This is a genomic window from Vibrio navarrensis (assembly GCF_000764325.1).
GTDB lineage: Bacteria > Pseudomonadota > Gammaproteobacteria > Enterobacterales > Vibrionaceae > Vibrio > Vibrio navarrensis.
Window position 1 is genome coordinate 599179 of the sequence record NZ_JMCG01000002.1, and the last position, 19803, is coordinate 618981.

Consider the following 19803-nt stretch of genomic DNA (forward strand, 5'->3'; position numbering starts at 1 on the left):
ATATCACTGACACAGTGATACAAAGCGTGACATACCCCACAACTATTCCATATTAAAAAACACTATTTTATACTCTTCCGCTTTCCAATCTTGCAGAGGGCCATTTCGTATGCTGCGTAAACTGTCTGACAACAGCGCTTGGCTAGTCGCTTTTTTTGTCTGCTTTAGCCTGTTTCTGGCTCTGGCTTGCTATCCATTTTTGCTCCCAACCGATGCACAGCAAACGTTCAGCACTTTGCAAGTGTTCTATCTGATCGCCACTCAACTCGGCTGGCTGGGTTTGTTGGCCTTTTTGCTTGTGCTTTTAGCTCTGCCATTGACTTGGTTGCCAACTCATTGGTTTAGGGGTGGCGTAGTGCTGCTCGCAGCCCTCTTGTTAATCCTTTTGCAAGTGGACATTACCGTCTTTCAGCACTACAAGTTTCACATTAATGGCTTGCTGGTGCGTATGTTTGTCGACAGTGGCAGCGAAGTGTTTCATATCTCGTGGCTCAGTTGGGCACTTTTTATCTCCGAAATCGCCGTACTGCTGATCGGCTTAGCCGTGACTCTCCGGCTAACAGGCCGTTTAGCGCCACGGAAAAGCAAATATGCGATGGTGGCGGTGTGGTTTGCACTGCTCGTAAGTAGCCAAGCAATCCATGCTTACAAGAATGCCTTGTATGACAACGAAGTGAGCCAGTTCACCAGCAATTGGCCCCTGTACTACCCACTCACCGCGCGCTCTTGGATTTATCAGCACGGTTGGGTGGATGAAAAAGTGGCCGCCCGCAATCGAGTTGAGCTAAAAAATGTCACCAGCAGTCTATTGCACTACCCGTTGCAACCTGTCGCGTTGACAACGCCAGAGCAGCAGCCAAACGTGCTGTTTATCCTGATTGACGCGTGGCGCTACAGTGATGCAACCGCCGAGATCATGCCAAACGTGAGCCAATTTGCCGAAAAGAGCGCGCAATTTTCCCAACACATGAGCGGCGGGAACTCAACTCAGGCTGGGATGTTTAGCCTGTTTTATAGTTTGCCCGCGACGTACTGGGACAGCGTTTATGCCAGCCAAACCGCGCCCGTCTTTCTCGACGCGCTACAACATTCCGGCTATCGCATGGGGATCTTTGGTTCCGCGTCACTCACCAGCCCTCCGCTGTCGCGTACCGTGTTCAAGAATGTGAAAGATTTACGTTTTAAAACACCTGGCGATAGTCAAGTGGAGCGTGACGCGCGCATCACAAATGACTTTCTGCAGTTTGTTCAGCAACCAAACTCTCAGCCGTACTTCGGTTTTCTCTTTTACGATTCAGCCCACGGCACTGAGTTTCCTGAACCTGAAGGGGCGAAATTCACCCCCTACTGGGAACGTGTGGATCATATTCTGCTCAATAACGATTTTGACGCCGAGCTCTACCACAATCGCTACAAAAACTCGCTGTACTACATCGATGGTCTGATTGGCAAGGTGCTGAAAAATATCGATTTAAGCAACACCATCGTAGTACTCACATCAGATCATGGTGAAGAGTTTAACGACAACGGTATGAACTACTGGGGCCACTCTGGTAACTACAGTCAAGCGCAGATCCATGTGCCGCTGTACATTTACACGCCTGACCAACCAGCGGTTCGCTACGATTACCGTACCACCCATTTTGATCTGGTGCCGACCTTGATGGAACGTTTATTCGGTGAGCAAACCGATACCGCTACTTACAGCGTCGGGCATAATTTGTTTGATGACTCAGTCAAGCGTGAGTGGTTTATTGCAGGCAGTTACTACAACTATGCACTGGTGGGGCAAGAGATCATGATGGTGGTTAATCCGGCAGGTAATGCCAAGCAGTTGAACAGCCAACTGAGTGTGGTCCGGGAAGAGAAAATCCCGCCGAGTGTGATTCAGAAGTCGCTCGACGAAATGTCGCGCTTTTTCGCGAAAAAAAGCTAATACCAAGCCCGGCTTCCCGCCGGGCTTGCTACTTTAGCACTGTCTTACTTGAGCCTGCTGCATCTTGGGCAAAATGAGCAGGTTATAACCGTATTGCATCGCCACATAGCCAACCACTAAGGTGGCGACAATAAGTTCTAAGCTCGCTAGCCACTGCACCTGCGCCACATATTCCGCGCTGATGTCGACCGTTTTCATCCAAGCCGCCATTTTAAACAGCGCGGTCGAGCCAATCACCATCGGGAAGGTAAACGCTGCATAACCGGGGCTAAAAGGCAGTCGCAGCAGAGTAAAAAACGCCAGATAGATGATGGCCGTCATCAAGACTGCAATGCCAAATAGCAGCGCTACAATCACAGGCGAAGGATGCGCGGTAACGGTCAAATAGCCAGCCAAAGAGAGACTCGCTGGCGCGGCCAGAATCGCCATGGTGGATTTGGCTGCATCGGGCACTTCATGGGTAAACATGAAACGGTAGATCATGATGGGTAGCATCACCGCATAGGCAATCATGCCAAAGAGCAAAGCACCGTGCGCAACAGGCGCCAATACAGGGTTACCGGAGAAAGAGACATCCGCAACGATGATGCCAACCGGAGGCACAAACCAACTGGGCACCATGTGGTGAAGTTCAAACTCTTTTGCACGGTGATAAACAAAACTCAGCAAAAATACGATGTGTAACGCAACCGCCACAGACCACATGACATCACCAGCGATAGGGAATAAATGCCCTAGTGAATTCGATACCACCATGGTCGCCATGGCAAAAGTCGGCACCACACTGCCCACAACTGGGTGTGCCAAATCTTGTCTCAACAAATGGCGATGAAAAAGGAACTTTACCGCGAGGATCAACAGCAAGACACTGGCAAGCGCAGCGCTAAGCCACTGCCCGTAGCCATGGAGTTCGGCGAAGTTTTCCCAGCACCAACCCAAACTGGCAATTCCTAGCGCCAAGCCAGCCATCGGCGTCGGAGCACCCATCACTTTTGCTTTTGTTGCTTGAATCATCATGACCTCGACCTACTGTATTTAGGAAACAAGTTCATTTTAAGCTTGCGTCATGTTTTAAGATATCTAATTATTTATAACCAACGTTCAACGAAATTAAACAAATATGGCCAGCCACATTTCACTGCGACAACTGAAAGTCTTCACCACCATCACGCAGCATCATACCTTGACGGCGGCGTCTGAAAGTCTATTCCTTTCCAAAGCCGCGGTTAGCATGGCGCTCTCTGAACTGGAGAAACAGATCGGCCACGCGCTGTTTGACCGAGTGAACAACCGTTTGATTCTCAATCAAGAAGGGCAAAAGCTCTTACCTTTAGCCGACGAACTGCTCAGTCGCGCCCGAGATATCGAAAGCCTGTTTGATGGTGACGCGAGCTTATCCGGTCAGTTACGAATTGGTGCAAGTGACACCATCGGCAACCAGGTGGCTCCGTATCTGTTGCGCGATTTTCGCCGTCAGACCCAGCATCAGTCACAAAGCTTGTTTATTTCCAATTCGGCGCAGATCTGCGACAAACTGGTGGACTATGAGCTGGATATTGCGCTGATAGAAGGCAAAACACTCCATCCAGAGTTACACTCCAGCCAGTTTAGTGAAGATGAAATGTGCGTGATCTGCGCCATGGACGCCCCTTTCAACGCCAATCAAATGATAACGCTGAGCGAACTGGAAAACAGTGAGTGGATTTTGCGCGAGGCCGGTTCTGGTTCCCGCGAGTTTTTTCTGCGAGTCATCGCGCCCCGTTTAGAGCAGTGGCAAGAAGCGTTTCAGCTCAATACCACCGAGGCGCTGATCAACTCGGTGGCTGCCGGGCTCGGGCTTGGCTGCTTGTCACGCTTATCGGCTGAGCCCGCAATTCGTGATGGGCGAGTAAAAATGCTCAACATGCCGCTGGATATGAAACGCCGCTTTTGGCTGCTGGTACACAAAGAGAAATACCAAAACCCGCTTCTGAAAGCGTTTATCGCCTTTTGTAAGGAGTGGCAGAACGTCTAAAAACGTATACCCTCCAGCCTCTCATTCTGACAGGCACAATTGGACATTGCCGAGCAAAAACTGTATAAACAGACAGTAAATTTTCGCAACGACTAACCTAGGGGATTAACCATGGCTGTTATCGTCAAGTACGTGGTAGAACGCAACGGAGAAGAGAAAATGACTTTTACCTCTAAAGCGGATGCTGACGCATACGACAAGATGCTCGATATGGCAGACGAGCTTTTCGAACTACTGGGTAAAAGTGACCTTCTAGAAGATGAAGGCAAACAGGAAGATCTAGCGATGTTCCTTGCACAGAACAAAGAAGAGCTTCTCTACGCTCTGGGAGCGAAACGTCGCCCAGCGCCAAAGAAAGAGAAAAAGCTGACTGCTGTGGATGAACCATCAGCAGAAGAGTCCGCTGAAGATGCAGCTTAAGCTCTGACCACACCTCCAAGAAACCGTCGCGCCAGTGGCGGTTTTTTATTGGCCGTACGACACAATTTCTCATCAAAGCAATTTCTCGTTAAAGAAATATATCGATAAAAAGACAAAAAGTATTCACTGACGGACTTTCTCCCCGCTAAACCTTTAAGTTCGTTTTTTGTCTCTTTATGATGAACTCAACTTTATTCATGCTCTTCAGTGAACAGACGAGCACCAAGATTCAACAGATGGAGATCTCCTATGGCTTACTTTTCCCTAGCCTTTGGCACGGCAACTAAAAACCGCGATGGCAAAATTATCGAAGCGTTTTTTCCTCATCCAGTTTTAAACCCAAGCGAAGCGCTGGTTGACGCACTGGCTACAGTGGCCGGATACAAGCAAGGCAACCAAGCCATTGAGATCTCTGCTGCGCAAAGCGTTGAGCTTGCTAGCGCGTTTGAGCAAAACGGCGATGCGGCCAACGCCGCGTTTGCGGCTAAAGCGGCGCAGTCTACCCAGCCGCTGGTATTGGTGATCCTCGCAACAGATGAGCAATCTCAATCGGTGGCAGAAGGTTTCCTCAAGCTGCAGTTGATTTCGCATCGTTTGATCAAACCGCACGGCACCGTACTGGACGGCATTTTTGGCCTGCTGCACAACATCGCCTGGACCAACGAAGGCCCGATCGATCTGCCTGAGCTGGCTGAACGCCAAATCGAAGCGCGCCTTGCAGGCCGCGTGCTGACTGTCGATTGCGTCGACAAATTCCCGAAAATGGTCGATTACATCGTACCAACGGGAGTGCGCATTGCAGACACTTCTCGCGTGCGTCTTGGCGCTCATGTTGGCGAAGGCACCACTGTAATGCACGAGGGCTTCATCAACTTTAACGCCGGCACGGCAGGCGTGAGCATGGTTGAAGGCCGTATTTCTGCTGGCGTGGTGGTCGGAAATGGCTCAGATATCGGCGGCGGCGCGTCTATCATGGGCACGCTTTCTGGGGGTGGTAAAGTGGTGGTATCGATTGGCGAAAACTCACTGCTTGGCGCAAACGCAGGTCTTGGTTTCCCGCTGGGCGATCGCTGCACAGTGGAGTCCGGTTTGTACGTCACCGCAGGTTCGAAAGTGCGCATGCTAGACTCAAGCGGTCAAGAAGTCGAAATGGTCAAAGCGCGCGATCTGGCTGGTGTCTCTGATCTGCTGTTCCGCCGCAACTCAGTGACAGGACAAATCGAGTGTCTTGCCAACAAAACCGCGGTGGAACTCAACAGCGAACTGCACAAAAATAACTAAGCCAGAGCATCTGCGAGTGTGCAGAGCACCTCAACGTACTGCTCCGTTGGCTGGATCATCTAGGCGATAGCACAGGCTGTCGCCTTTTATTTTACCAACGGATACCAATTTCGCTGCGTAAACACTCGACTTCGAACCTTCTTTTAAACTCCATTTGGTATGACCAGTCACGCTACCCGTCGCTGGCTATTTAAGCGAACAGCCAACATGCTGCGCACTCATCTCACATTTCCCTAACCTAGCTCTACTTACCTAGTTAATAAAATGTAAGATTCTCTGATACTTAACGAGAAGAGACCACTTCGACATCTCAAGTACATGGCTGACTGCCTATGAGAACGATGCCTTCAATCGCCTGTTGCGCGAAAAATGTTCAAACAATGACTTATTTAACAAAAAAGATACGTATCATTAATAAAATTATGCTCGAACGCTCAATTTGATTGATTGTTTATTTTCGCAATCGTTTAAATGTGCAAAATAACCGCTGTGCATGTGGTTTATAAAAATAAGCACGCCGACTGTGGAACATAAAGGACTCTTACCATGACAAACAAAAAAACAACTCTCTTCGGAGAGTGCCTGGCCGAATTCATCGGTACAGGTCTACTTATCTTTTTCGGTGTTGGCTGCGTTGCTGCGCTGGTTCTTGCCGGTGCTCAATTTGGTCAATGGGAAATCAGCATTGTGTGGGGCTTTGGGGTCACCATCGCTATCTACTGTACTGCAGGGGTATCGGGTGCGCACATCAACCCAGCGGTGACCATCGCACTGGCTGCTTTCCACGGCTTCGACAAAGCGAAAGTCGTGCCTTACATCATCGCTCAACTGCTTGGCGCATTTTGCTCTGCGGCGCTGGTTTACAGCCTGTACAGCAACCTCTTCACTGACTACGAACTGGCACACAACCTGATCCGTGGCAGCAAAGAAGGCCTAGCAACGGCTGGCATATTCTCCACTTACCCACACGCTTCACTCTCTTTCCTTGGCGCTTTTGTGGTGGAATTTGTGATTACTGCGGTACTGATGTTTGCCATTTTGGCGCTAGGCGATGAGCACAACGGCGCTTCTCGCGGTGCAATGAACCCACTATTGATCGGTATTTTGATTGCGGTCATCGGTGGCTCACTTGGCCCACTCACCGGTTTTGCCATGAACCCGGCTCGTGACTTCGGACCAAAACTGTTTGCTTACTTTGCTGGCTGGGATTATGCCCTGACTGGGGCGAAAGACATTCCTTACTTTATTGTGCCAATTCTTGCTCCGATTGCCGGTGCTTGTTTTGGTGGCTGGTTGTATCCAAAAGCAATTGCGGCCTACCTACCTAATGTTGGCCAAGGTTGCACCATCCCGAATCAATGCGATGCTGCTGAAGACGTTGAAGAAGCTCGCGCTTAATAAATTGACTAAAATATAACTAACGAAACGAAAGGATCTTACCATGACTGAGCAGAAGTACATTGTGGCGCTGGACCAAGGCACAACCAGTTCCCGCGCGGTGGTTTTAGACCACGACGCGAATATTGTTTCCGTCTCCCAGCGCGAATTCACTCAGATCTACCCTCAAGCAGGATGGGTAGAGCACGATCCCATGGAAATTTACGCCACCCAGAGCTCAACCTTAGTGGAAGTTTTGGGTAAATCCGGCATTCGCAGCGACCAAGTGGCCGCCATCGGTATCACCAACCAACGTGAAACCACCATTGTATGGAATAAAGAGACTGGCAAACCGGTGTATAACGCGATTGTGTGGCAATGTCGCCGCACCGCCGATATCTGTGAAGATCTGAAAGCACGCGGCTTGGAGAGCTACATCCGTGACAATACAGGCCTAGTGCTCGATCCTTACTTCTCGGGCACCAAGGTGAAGTGGATTCTCGATAACGTGGAAGGCGCGCGCGAAGACGCCGAAGCTGGCAAACTGCTGTTTGGTACCGTCGATACTTGGCTCGTTTGGAAAATGACCCAAGGCCGTGTGCACGTAACCGACTACACCAACGCCTCTCGTACCATGCTATTTAACATCAACGATTTGTGTTGGGATCAGAAGCTTCTAGACGAAATGGGCATTCCAGCCTCAATGATGCCAGAAGTGAAACGCTCTTCTGAAGTCTACGGCCAAACCAACATCGGTGGTAAAGGTGGTACGCGTATTCCAATCGCCGGGATCGCAGGTGACCAACAAGCAGCACTGTACGGACAAATGTGTGTCGAAGCGGGGCAAGCGAAAAACACCTACGGTACTGGCTGCTTCTTGCTGATGAACACGGGTAAAGAGAAAGTGGCGTCGCAAAACGGCCTACTGACCACACTGGCTTGTGGCCCACAAGGCGAACCCGCCTACGCACTGGAAGGCGCGGTATTTATGGGCGGTGCATCGATTCAATGGCTACGCGATGAGCTTAAGCTGATTTCTGATGCGCACGACTCTGAATACTTTGCTACCAAAGTGGACACTTCAAACGGCGTGTATGTGGTGCCAGCCTTTACTGGCCTTGGCGCACCATACTGGGATGCCTACGCTCGCGGCACCATTGTCGGCCTGACTCGCGGCGTGAACGCGAACCACATCATCCGCGCGACACTGGAAGGCATCGCCTACCAAACTCGCGATGTGTTGGATGCGATGCAAGCCGACTCGGGCATCAAGCTCTCAGCGCTGCGTGTCGATGGCGGTGCAGTGGCCAACAACTTCTTAATGCAGTTCCAATCGGATGTATTGGATACTGAAGTGCACCGTCCGAAAGTGACCGAAGTAACCGCACTTGGCGCGGCATACCTTGCCGGCCTTGCCGTGGGTTACTGGAACAGCATTGATGAGCTGAAGAACAAAGCGGAAATCGATCGCTCTTTCCTTCCTCATCACGACGAAGAGAAACGCAACCGCCGCTACAAAGGCTGGAAGCGTGCGGTTAAGTGTGCGCAAACTTGGTCTGAAATGCGCGATCTCGAAGATTAATTCTTACCTCCCCCTATGTTTGGGCGCCTTCATGGCGCCCTTTTTTGTTGTTTCAGCCGATTTCTTGATGTTGGTTGCTTCTATGAATGCGTTATTTAGCGCACAATAGCCCGAGTGATTATTTTCGAATGCCAGCATTTCTAACCCTTAAGGGCTAAGCTGGTTAGAGGCATCAGGGAGACAAAGTGAAGCAGATACCAAGACATCAACAAATCATTGAAATGGTGAAAAAGCAGGGATACGTCAGCACCGAGGAGCTGGTCGAGAAATTTAATGTTAGCCCGCAGACCATTCGCCGTGATCTGAACGAACTTGCCGACGAGAATAAAATCCGCCGCTACCATGGTGGTGCAACCATTCCGCTCAGCTCAGAAAACACCTCCTACTCGACCCGTAAAAAAGAGCACTTTACCGAGAAAGATCTGATCGCCGAAGAGCTGGCCAAGCACATTCCCGATGGCGCGACGTTGTTTATTGACATCGGCACCACGCCTGAGGCGGTTGCCAAAGCGCTCAACAAAAATCACAAGCAATTGCGCGTCGTTACCAACAACATCAACGTCGCCAGTATTTTGCTCAGCAATCCAGAGATCAAAGTTATCCTCGCGGGCGGAGAAGTGCGTAACCGGGATGGTGGCATTGTCGGAGAAGCCACGCTGGATTTCATCAAACAGTTCCGCCTCGATTTCGGCATCTTAGGCATCAGTGGCATTGATTATGATGGCTCCCTACTCGATTTCGACTATCACGAAGTGCGCGTTAAGCAAGCCATTATCGAAAACAGCCGCAGTGTGTACCTAGCGGTCGACCACAGCAAATTTGGCCGTAATGCGATGGTGAAACTGGGCAACATTTCACAAATTAACTTACTGATCACCAATCAGCAGCCTCCCGAAGAGATCAGCGCCATACTTAAAGAGCATCAAATTCCGTTAGAAATCGCCAGCCACTAATCTACTTTCCTCAAGTTCCCTTTGCGCCTCACCTCTTTGGTGGGGCGTTTCTGTTTTCGCCACCGCAAACACCCAAAACGCACGCCTTATCAGCTTCCCTTTCTTCGTTCGTATGCGCAAATCACACAAACGCTCAAAAACGAAAATAAAGGATGATCTCATTCGAAAATTCGGTTAGGCTTCTTTTAGTTTCCAAAATGTTCGTTCGCTCAACATAACAATACAAAAATAGGTCAGCTTCTATGATGAACTCACAACCTCAACAATCTCCAATTCTTGATCTCATTGTCGTTGGCGGTGGGATCAATGGCGCTGGTATCGCCGCCGACGCAGCAGGCCGTGGGCTTAGCGTTGGTTTATATGAAATGAAAGACTTCGCTTCAGCCACCTCTTCAGCCAGTTCGAAACTGATCCACGGTGGTCTGCGCTACCTTGAACACTATGAGTTTCGTTTGGTCTCAGAAGCGCTTGCTGAACGTGAAGTGCTGCTGAAAAAAGCACCGCACATCGCCTTTCCGATGCGCTTTCGTTTGCCACATCGCTCCTATCTGCGCCCTGCGTGGATGATTCGCTGTGGGCTATTTTTGTATGACCACCTTGGCAAACGCACAACGTTACCAAGCAGTGAAAAGGTCAATCTGGCGCAGACAGGCCTTCTCAAAGAAGAGATGAAAGTGGGCTTTGAGTACTCCGATTGCTGGGTGGATGATGCCAGACTCACACTCTTGAATGCCCTTTCCGCACAGCAAAATGGCGCGGAAGTGCGCAACTATTGCAAAGTGGAAAAAGCCGAACGCACGGAAGGGATGTGGAAAGTCACGCTGCAAGATCAGCACACTGGCGAGCGTTTTGAGCGCATGGCGCGTGCGTTGGTCAATGCGGCTGGCCCTTGGGTAAAAGCGTTTTACGATCAAAGCTTGGATACACCATCACCGCGCAATATTCGTTTGATCAAAGGCTCACACATCGTGGTACCGCGCGTGCATCCTGATCCTCAGGCGTATATTTTGCAAAACAACGATGGTCGGATCGTTTTTGTTATCCCTTACCTAGATAAGTTCTCAATTGTCGGCACCACCGATGTGGAATACAAAGGCGACCCGCGCGAAGTGGCCATCTCCGAACAAGAGATCGAGTACTTGATTGATATCGTCAATCAGCACTTTATCCACCAGCTTGAGCGTAAAGACGTCGTGTGGACATACAGCGGCGTGCGCCCTTTATGCGATGATGAGTCGGACTCACCGCAAGCCATTACCCGCGACTACACTATCGAGCTTGAGCAAGAGTTAGACCAAGCGCCGCTGCTCTCCATCTTTGGGGGTAAACTGACCACGTACCGCAAACTGGCAGAATCGGCAATGCGCAAATTAGCCCCCTACTTTAGCGAGATGGGTCAGGCATGGACCGCCAACCAAGCCCTGCCGGGCGGGCACTTCAGTTGTACACGTGAGCAGCTCGCCACGTCACTGACCCAGCAGCACGCATGGCTTACCCCTGCTTTGGCACAACGCTACGTAGCGCAATTTGGTAGCGATGCTCGAGTGCTGCTGCAAAATGTCACTCAAGAGAGCGACATGGGTACACAGTTTGCCGAGGGTGTCTACCAAAAAGAGATCGATTATATGCTGAATCATGAGTTTGCCCGTTGCGCAGACGATGTACTGTGGCGACGTACTAAACTTGGCCTTTACCTCACCCCTGAGCAGGTCGATGAACTCAAACGCTACATTAAGCAGCAAGTAGAAGGCACTCAGCCAGCACCACTTAAAGCGGTCTGTTAAACCTAAGCTCTCTGTTTCTTAGCAAACAACACTGGCGTCATGGCAGTAAGTCGCGTACTTTGAACACTGCCATTTTTTAGGAAACAGAGAGCCTATCCATGGGATTTATCATTGATCACTGGGATTTCAATTCCGCCCCGGCGAATCAGCCAAATAACAATCAACTGCGCATGCAAGCAGGTCACTGGTATCATTGTGAACGCCACCATCCTGATATCCGCCACTGGCTAATCGACAATCAAGTGCCCCTGAGCACCATCAACCACCTTTTAGCAGACGAGTCTCGGCCCTCTTTTCATCGCTATGATGATGAGAGCTTCATGCTGATCCTGCGTGGTGTGAACATGAACGAAAACGCCACTCCAGAAGACATGCTAAGTGTGCGTATTCTCTATTTTAATGGCTGCTTAATCTCTACACGTAAAATCTCCTCCAAAGCCATTTCCGAGATCCGCGAAACGCTGACGCAACATAAAGGGCCGCAAACACTCGGCGATCTGCTACTCGCCATTATTGATGGCTTGACGGGGAAATTGCAGAGCTATCTGCAAACAATCGAAGATCAAATCGAACGCTTTGAGTTGGACACCGAGCAGATTGGCGATGTGATTGAGGTGCAGAAATCGCTTCTGAGCGTTAAACGCTTCATTCGTCCACAGCAATACGCGATTGCCGACTTCGCCATGTCTGAACTCAATCTTTTACAAAACAAAACACTGCTGATTAATTACGCGCTCAGTAACATCACGCGTATCAATGAAACTATCGATTTCTACTTAGATGAGCTGCAACTGTTGAAAGAACAAATTCAACAGTTGCGCGAAGACAAGATCAGCCGTAACAGCTACTTATTTACCTTGATTGCCAGTATTTTCCTGCCGACCAGTTTTTTAACGGGATTGCTGGGCATCAACATCGGTGGTATCCCAGGTGTGGAATCCCCCGTTGCCTTTATGTGGTTTTGCATTGGTTTAGTGGTAATTTTTGCCGCTGAAGTATTGCTACTCAAACGGCTTAAATTTTGGTGACCATTGCCATTATTTTCGGGGCACACAGCCTGGTTTGATCACCACGCAGGCCGTGTGTTTCTGTTTGCCAAAACCAATGATCTGCGACAACGCCTTTTTACTCACCGTCACATGTGCCGAGGCTATGGCATCTTGTTCAGACTCGGCATGCGGATCGTGAATAAAGAAAAAGCGCTCGCTCATGCCGCTCAACAACACCCAGTGCGGCTCCTTACTACCATTAAAGCGGTAGGTGCTGATCAGCAGTAGCACGCTCGCCCCTTCGCTGACCCACTGCTCCAATTGCATTTGGCTTGGCGGCGCTTCAATCATACTGACGTCAAACTCTTGCAACTGTTGGCAGAAATCTTGATGGACGATTTCAATCACTTGCTTTTTGTTTTCATCTCGCACGCTGTCGATAAACGGGGTCGATTTAGCATGACTCCACAGCTCGACATGGTAACCACGTCGCGCCGCAGCAAGCGCCAAGCCGTGGCCACTGCAACCGCCGTGCCCAGCGGCCATGAAAATGGTTGTCGCTTCACGCCACAGTTGTAACTCCTCTTTTCTTGACGGCGTAAACTCCGGAGTGTGATGTGCAAAGGCCATCAGCAAACACGCCGCGCCACAAGTAAACGGCGTAGTCTGCACGTATAGAGGCATCGGTAGTAACGTTTTCGGCCCATAGTGCGCCAACCGTTTTTGCATGCGGATGCCATCACACAAATCATCATAATAATGAATCAGTAATTTAAAGGTTTTGTAACCCAATTTTTGGTACAAATTTATTGCTGCTGTATTGTCTTCGCGAACCTCAAGGCGTAATGTAGTGAAACCCTGTTCAATGGCCGAACGCTCACATAGTTCAATCAAAGACTGAGCAATTTTCTGCCCACGAAAGTCAGGTCTTACAGCAATCGAATACAATCTTGATAGTTGTGTTCCTTGATGAAACAGTAACAGCGCATAGCCTGCTAACTGTTGGCCACTATCCGCAACCAGCAGTACGGCATGCTCAGATTGGATAAAACGTTTCATTTGTCTCGGTGCAATTCTGTCACCAGTGAAAAGTTCTTTTTCCAGCCTGTTTAACGCATCAAGATCGGTCATTTTCGCGACACGAAAATCCATTTGGCACCTTCGGGAATGAGTAAGAAAGCTTCCTCATCATAGCTCGTTTATTAAGGAAAAAAAGAGATGGCAAATCTTTTAATTGTGACTGACCAAACCAGTGATTGGCAGCAGTATTTTCCATCCGAACAAGTGGTCAATGTTGCCCAATATTTAGACAGTGAATGGCAACACAATCAGCGCAGTGTACAGGTTGTTAACCTGTGCCGAGATTACAGTTACATGAGCAGTGGCTACTACTGTTCACTGATGGCAGGCGCACGTGGACATCGCGTCATTCCGACCGTCACCGCCATCAACGACATTACCCAGCCATTATTGATCTCCTCCGGTTTTCTTCGCCTTCATCGTCTACCGAAAGATCAAGATGAGATCGCGTGCAAGATCTATTTTGGCCGTACAGAGCAAAAAGGGCTAGAAAAGCTGGCCAGACGCCTTTTTGAACAATTTATGGTGCCAGTGATTGAGCTGAAAATGACCCGCAATCAGCACAACTGGCAAATCGACTCAGTACAGCCTTTCCCATTCCAAGATCTTGAAGAACAAGAGGAAAACTTCTTTATCGAATCGCTAGAGATGTTCTCCAACAAAGTATGGCGCAAACCCAAGCAAGAGAAAAAATATCGCTACGATATCGCGATGCTGGTCGATGACGAAGAGAAAATGCCCCCGTCAGACCCTTCCGCGCTCAAACGCTTTAAGCGTGCCGCTGCACGTTTAGGGATGAATTTGGAAACTATTTCTCGTGATGAAATTTCGCGCCTTGGTGAGTTCGATGGCCTATTTATCCGCGCGACCACCAATATCAGCAACTATACCTACCGCTTTGCCAAAACGGCCGAGAAACTAGGACTGGTGGTGATGGACGACTCCGAGTCGATCATGAAATGTACCAACAAGGTCTTTCTCACTGAGCTGCTGAAAAACAACAAAGTACCCGCGCCAGCCAGCGTGATTTTGAAAAACTTTGACCCGGAGTGGAAAAGTGATCTACTCAGCGAATTAACCTTCCCTATGGTGCTGAAAATTCCAGACGGCGCTTTTTCACGTGGCGTAGTAAAAGTACGTAATGAAGAAGAGCTGGAAAAAGAAGCCGCGGCGTTGTTTGAAAAAAGCGAGTTGATTTTGGCTCAAGCCTTTATGCCAACCGACTTTGACTGGCGCATTGGGATTTTGAACCGCCAAGCGATCTTTGGCTGTAAATACATGATGAGCCGTGGTCACTGGCAGATTTATCAGCATCACAACAGCGGCCGCGTCTCTTCCGGTGGCTTTGAAACGCTGGATCTAAAACAAGTGCCGAAAAATGTGGTGGATGTGGCGCTCAAAGCGGCCAACTTGATCGGCAATGGCCTCTACGGCGTGGATCTCAAAGAGATTGATGGCCAAGTGTACGTGATTGAAGTCAATGATAACCCGAGCATCGATCATCATGTCGAAGACGCTTTCCTCGGTGATTTACTTTACGATCGCATCATGACCGAATTCTTGCGCCGTATTCAGATGCGCGGTTTCTAATCTTACACAACAAGCTCTGCGAACAACCAAGCCACTCACAATGAGTGGCTTGGTTTTTTCTATCATCCCGGATGTCCATCCACCCTTGGCGTGAGTAACATCTTGCCAAACTTAACCACAAACAAGGTAAAAGCGATAACCCACAGCGCCGCGCTCAAGTTTACCCACACAAACAGATGTTCAGGGAAAGTGATCACCCCCAAGCTGCGCACGCACGCCGCCAACAAAATGGAGAGAAAAGCGACGCGCAGATTAGGCCCTTTGTATATCATCCGCCCGGTGTGCCCCATCGTCACACGCGCAATCATCGCCAAGATCAAGCCGCCCAACGCGCCGATGGCAAATAAATGCAGCAAATTATGCGTTGCCAGCGGAGTATGCCAAATACCTCGCAAGATCAAGCTAAGCGGCAGACACAAATACGCGCCGTGTAGTGACCAAACCAAAGGCTCGCTCAATGTTCGCCATGGTTGCCAACGGCAAAAACGAACCAATTGTGCAATCCCAGTAAACAGCATCAGCGCCGGACCGATTTGCAGAAAAGTGACCGGGAAAAAGCTAAGAACAAACAGCAAAACCAGTGGCAAGTTTGCCAGCCAATCTAACCAAACTAAAGTCGGCGCTTTTTCAAAGTTAAAACGACGGGCAGTAAAAAACGGGATAACGCGGCCGCCCATTACCGAAAGGAGTAAGGTAAACCACCACAACATTGCCTGCCACACTGCGGAGGCGCTAAAAGGCGGCATGCCTTTTATGGTGGCGTAACTGGCAAAATTGGCCGCTATCGCCAACAGAAAAAGGGGCACGAAAAACAGGTTGCGCCAACCTTTCGCTTTTACCACGCGACTGCCGACTTCATACGCGACTAAAGCAAGGAACAAGGCTTCAATACTGGAGGTCAGCCAAAGTGGCGTGGGTGTCCAGAGCAGAACTCTTGGTAAGATCCAAAGTACCACCAGCCAAGCGAGACGATGGTGTTTGGTGCCATTAACCCCTGTCCAGTTTTGTACCGCGGTGAGTAAGAAGCCAGCGACGATCGCCATGGCAAATCCGAACAGCATTTCGTGGACATGCCACCACAGCGCAGGGACCGCCAACCAAGAAGGTTGCCCTTTTTGAAACATCCATACCCAGGCAACAATGGCGACGACTGCATAAATCGAGCCCAGTAGAAAGAAAGGACGAAACCCCAGTCTTAACCAAGGTGGGATCGTTTCCTCTACCCGCTTATCCGTAATATTTATCATCGCAGCCCCCATAACTTGATTTGATTTTGCTCGCCTAACAGCAGTGTAACATCAAAAGATGCAAAATAAATACAAGTTTAAAATTATTCTCAGGTGGGTATAAATAGTCTCACCGCGATCACTTTGGGAGCTCATATGTATATCTTTGGTTATGGTAGTTTGATCAATTCAGCGTCGCGCCAATTAACCGGACAAACAGGCGAAGCAATTCCTGTTATTGCTCATGGCCTAGTGCGCTATTGGGGCAAAGTGGATGAAAGCTATGTTCTCTCACCTTTGGTGGTTAACCGCGGCGACAGCCAAGTCAACGGAGTGTTACTTGAGATTAATGAGCTGGCATTAGCTGAGTTTGATCGAAGAGAGCGCGGTTATCACCGCATTGCCATCAGCGCAGAACAGATAGAAACGGAACACACATTTCATCGTGACTATCCGATTTGGGTTTATGTAAAAGAGCAGCCGGAACCGCCCTGCACTTTAAGCCCTATCATGCAAACCTATGTCGATACGGTTTTAGCTGGCTGCTTGGAAATCTCGGCCGATTTTGCCCGTCATTTTATCGACTACACTGTCGGTTGGCACTTTCCCAAAGAAAACGACCGCCACGCGCCAAAATATGGCAATTTAGCTGGCGTTGAGGAGCATCACTATCCACTGATCGATGCACTGATTACACAAAAGGGAGCATAATGCTCCCTTGGGTCATTTATCAATAAGTCGATAGAACAGCGACATAAGCGGTCTATTCGACAAACATTAGAGTCTAAAGCGCGTCATTTTTTCATCGAGCTGGCGAGAGAGTTCCGCTAATGTTTCACTCTCTTCGGCCAAGAAATTGACGGCTTGCGACATCTCCATCGCGGCGTCATTAATCCCACTGACGTTGCGATTCATCTCTTCCGCCACGGCACTCTGTTCTTCCGCGGCAGTGGCTATTTGCGTCGCTTTGTCACTCACATGACGAATATGGTCAACAATAAGCTGTAAATCTTCTCCAGCATGCTCTGCCTGAGCCACACTGCTGTCGGCCAAAGAGCGGCTTTTTTGCATCGCATCCACCGCAGCCACGGCGAGTTGCTGCAGACGATTAATCGTGGTTTGAATTTCATCGGTCGAATGATGAGTACGCCCAGCGAGATTACGCACTTCGTCTGCGACCACGGCAAAGCCTCGTCCTTGTTCACCAGCGCGAGCGGCTTCAATTGCCGCATTAAGAGCTAGAAGGTTGGTTTGTTCAGAAATGCCGCTAATCACACTGGTCACTTCACTGATTTGCATCACGCCTTCTTTGAGTTTGTTGACCTGCTCATTAGCCACATTTAACTCAACAGAAAGTTGGCGAATACTATCGACACTAGAATGCACATCCTTATCACCGAGGTTGGCTTCTTTGGTTGCATCGAGTGTATCGCGCGCCGTATCTTCAGCATGCCCGGCCACATCGGCCACCGTCGCACTCATCTCATTCATCGCGGTCGCCAGTTGATTGAGTTGATCGCGCTGACTGACTACCGCTTGGCTGGTCTCTTCCGCTGAAGTAGCAATACGCACCGCGGCATCGGCCACTTCTGACGCTGACTGCACGGATTCATACAGAGCATCCCGAACCGAAGTAATGCTTTCGTTGATATCGTGCGCCAAGCGGCCGAACTCATCTCGACCTTCAACCTTCACGCGAGCGGTTAAATCGCCTTTCGCCACTTGCTTCATGCTTTCGCGAATCGCTTGCAATGGCTCAACTACAGCACGGGTAATCACAATACCCAAGCCGCTCATCAGCAAGGTGACGATTAAAGTGGCTAGCCCCATTTTCATGATCTGCTGGTTGACCGCCGCTTCAATGCCATCTAGCAGCATACCCGAACCAATAATCCATCCCCATGGCGCAAAACCTTGTACCACCGAGAGCTTATCGGCTGGCTGGCCAGCATTATTCTGCCAAGGGTAGATCAATGATCCGGTTCGGCCACTACTGCCTTTTTCTACCATGGTGAACCAAAATTGCCCGTCGCTACCATTACCCATCTGCTTTCCGACCAGATCATCACGAATGGGATGGACAATGGTGTAGCGGTTTTCATCCATCACAAATAGATAATTTTCGCCGTCAAAGCGTGTATGTTTGATCAATGCTTTCGCTTGTTGCTGCGCTTCTTGTCTCGGTAACGTCTGATTGAGATAAGCCACCTGAGAAAACACACTGCGTATCACCGCATTTAAGCGGGCTTCTCTTTCAAAAATGAGGTTTTGTTTAAGTGCATTAGCAGAAATAGCCAGTAGAGAGAAATCCCAGTATTCCAACCGCAATAATAATAGTCAGCTTGTAGCTGACTTTGATGTTTCTTAGCTTCAACATGACGTGATACCACCCTAAATCAATCTTGAACAAATGTTGAAACTGATAATTTTGTTATTTTTAGACTCACTTTATTTAGCATGGTCGACGGTTTTTACTTTGCCAGAATAGAAATGCAGATTGTTATTAAGCTCAAAAAACATTATGCAAAACCATGAAATGCACCAAGTAGTTATGCGTCTACTCTGGCCATTTAACCTATTCGATCGAAGCTTTCACCACCCCTCTAAGCCAAAGTCCCTTGTCACTCTGTGTGGCACTCGAATGCCAAACCAAGGAGATATCGAAATCGGCTACGGCGAGAGGTGGCTGAAACGTCACCAGGCCATCATCAAAACCGTTCGCTTTCGCCATGCGTTCCGGCACGATGGCGATTAACTCTCGGCCAGCGAGAAGATGGCGAATAGTAAGAAAGTTTCGGCTGGCTAAAGAGACTCGGCGGCTCAAACCGTATGAAGCTAACGTTTTGTCGGTTTGTGTCGTCAAACTGCCATCAGTACTGACCAATGCCTGTTCAAGCGCGGCAAATTTCTCTAACGTCATGCCTTGCACATCAATAAGCTTTGGATCGCACAGGCATACATGGCGCTCAGTGTAGAGGTACTGCGCGCAAAACTTGCTATCCAGTTGTGGGATCGATCCTATCACCACATCCAACTTTTCTTGTTCCGTTAAGGAGAGATAGTTTTGACGGTTGACATTGACAAAGCTGACTTGCGCGTTAGGTGCTTCCGAACGTATCGCGTCATACAATTGAGCCGCGAAGATGAACTCTGCATAGTCGGTCAAACCGATACGGCAAACACCTTCAAACTGTGATGGGCAGAACTCACGCCGAGTCAAAAGCTCGCGTGAAATCGATTCAAGTAGCCCATCAATAAACGGCGCAATTTTATGTGCGTACTCGGTTGGCTCCATCTTGTGCCCTTTGCGTTCAAACAGCGGATCGTCCAACATGATACGTAGACGGCCTAAGCTGTGGCTCATGGCTGACTGACTAACAAAGCCCATTTCGGCGGCTACGCTGACACTCCGGTAGCGGTAAAGCTGTGAGAAGACCACCAGCAGGTTCAGATCCATATTCTTCCAGTTCAGATCGCCGAGCACTTTCATCCCATCCTGTTCATACAAAAAATGAAAACTATTAATTTGAATCATTATAAGTCGCTGCGTACAGTGTGCTCATCATTTATA

General features: G+C 49.3%; 15 protein-coding genes and 1 pseudogene. 11 read left to right on the top strand and 5 right to left on the bottom strand.

Annotated elements, in window-relative coordinates:
- Positions 1-109 precede the first annotated feature (109 nt).
- Positions 110-1936 carry a DUF3413 domain-containing protein gene (locus EA26_RS17110; RefSeq protein WP_039430344.1) on the top strand — a complete coding sequence of 609 codons (1827 nt, stop codon included), beginning with the start codon at positions 110-112 and terminating at the stop codon, positions 1934-1936.
- A 33-nt stretch (positions 1937-1969) separates the two neighbouring features.
- Here EA26_RS17110 and EA26_RS17115 read toward each other — a convergent pair whose 3' ends face one another.
- Complete coding sequence (locus EA26_RS17115) at positions 1970-2950, bottom strand: TDT family transporter (RefSeq protein ID WP_039431627.1); 981 nt, start codon at positions 2948-2950, stop codon at positions 1970-1972.
- A 106-nt stretch (positions 2951-3056) separates the two neighbouring features.
- Here EA26_RS17115 and EA26_RS17120 point away from each other — a divergent pair, with 106 nt between their 5' ends.
- The 8 genes from EA26_RS17120 (at position 3057) to EA26_RS17155 (ending at position 12375) form a co-directional block, all read left to right on the top strand.
- Positions 3057-3950, top strand: a complete 894-nt coding sequence (locus EA26_RS17120) for a LysR substrate-binding domain-containing protein (protein WP_039430345.1) — start codon at positions 3057-3059, stop codon at positions 3948-3950.
- 111 nt (positions 3951-4061) lie between these two features.
- Complete coding sequence (locus tag EA26_RS17125; RefSeq protein WP_039430346.1) at positions 4062-4370, top strand: YebG family protein; 309 nt, start codon at positions 4062-4064, stop codon at positions 4368-4370.
- A 249-nt stretch (positions 4371-4619) separates the two neighbouring features.
- Positions 4620-5651, top strand: coding sequence for a 2,3,4,5-tetrahydropyridine-2,6-dicarboxylate N-succinyltransferase (gene dapD / locus EA26_RS17130; protein WP_039430347.1), 1032 nt, complete (start codon positions 4620-4622; stop codon positions 5649-5651).
- A 546-nt stretch (positions 5652-6197) separates the two neighbouring features.
- A complete protein-coding gene (locus EA26_RS17135) occupies positions 6198-7049 on the top strand; it encodes an MIP/aquaporin family protein (RefSeq protein ID WP_039430348.1) in 852 nt (283 codons plus the stop codon).
- 43 nt (positions 7050-7092) lie between these two features.
- Positions 7093-8610 (top strand): glycerol kinase GlpK, encoded by a 1518-nt coding sequence (glpK, locus tag EA26_RS17140; RefSeq protein WP_039430349.1) that lies wholly within the window; start codon positions 7093-7095, stop codon positions 8608-8610.
- A gap of 185 nt (positions 8611-8795) precedes the next feature.
- The gene (locus EA26_RS17145) at positions 8796-9563 is read left to right on the top strand and encodes a DeoR/GlpR family transcriptional regulator (protein ID WP_039430350.1); all 768 of its coding nucleotides are present in this window, start codon (positions 8796-8798) and stop codon (positions 9561-9563) included.
- Between the two features lie 242 nt (positions 9564-9805).
- Entirely contained in the window at positions 9806-11347 is a 1542-nt protein-coding gene (gene glpD / locus EA26_RS17150; protein ID WP_081946345.1) for a glycerol-3-phosphate dehydrogenase, read from the top strand.
- A gap of 98 nt (positions 11348-11445) precedes the next feature.
- Positions 11446-12375, top strand: coding sequence for a zinc transporter ZntB (locus EA26_RS17155; protein ID WP_039430351.1), 930 nt, complete (start codon positions 11446-11448; stop codon positions 12373-12375).
- Positions 12376-12384: 9 nt separating this feature from the next.
- On the opposite strand, the gene EA26_RS17160 is transcribed toward EA26_RS17155, so the two are convergent.
- Positions 12385-13488 (bottom strand): GNAT family N-acetyltransferase/peptidase C39 family protein, encoded by a 1104-nt coding sequence (locus tag EA26_RS17160; protein WP_039430352.1) that lies wholly within the window; start codon positions 13486-13488, stop codon positions 12385-12387.
- A gap of 66 nt (positions 13489-13554) precedes the next feature.
- Here EA26_RS17160 and EA26_RS17165 point away from each other — a divergent pair, with 66 nt between their 5' ends.
- Positions 13555-15006: a RimK family ATP-grasp domain-containing protein gene (locus EA26_RS17165; RefSeq protein WP_039430353.1), complete on the top strand. Its 1452-nt coding sequence runs from the start codon at positions 13555-13557 to the stop codon at positions 15004-15006.
- A gap of 62 nt (positions 15007-15068) precedes the next feature.
- Here EA26_RS17165 and EA26_RS17170 read toward each other — a convergent pair whose 3' ends face one another.
- Entirely contained in the window at positions 15069-16253 is a 1185-nt protein-coding gene (locus tag EA26_RS17170) for an NnrS family protein (RefSeq protein WP_039431632.1), read from the bottom strand.
- Positions 16254-16388: 135 nt separating this feature from the next.
- Here EA26_RS17170 and EA26_RS17175 point away from each other — a divergent pair, with 135 nt between their 5' ends.
- On the top strand, positions 16389-16943 hold the full coding sequence (locus tag EA26_RS17175; RefSeq protein WP_039430354.1) for a gamma-glutamylcyclotransferase family protein: 555 nt from the start codon (positions 16389-16391) through the stop codon (positions 16941-16943).
- Positions 16944-17009: 66 nt separating this feature from the next.
- Here the strand turns inward: EA26_RS17175 and EA26_RS17180 are convergent.
- Positions 17010-18609, bottom strand: a pseudogene (locus EA26_RS17180) (methyl-accepting chemotaxis protein).
- Between the two features lie 198 nt (positions 18610-18807).
- The gene (locus tag EA26_RS17185; RefSeq protein ID WP_081946344.1) at positions 18808-19767 is read right to left on the bottom strand and encodes a LysR family transcriptional regulator; all 960 of its coding nucleotides are present in this window, start codon (positions 19765-19767) and stop codon (positions 18808-18810) included.
- Between the last annotated feature and the right edge of the window lie 36 nt (positions 19768-19803).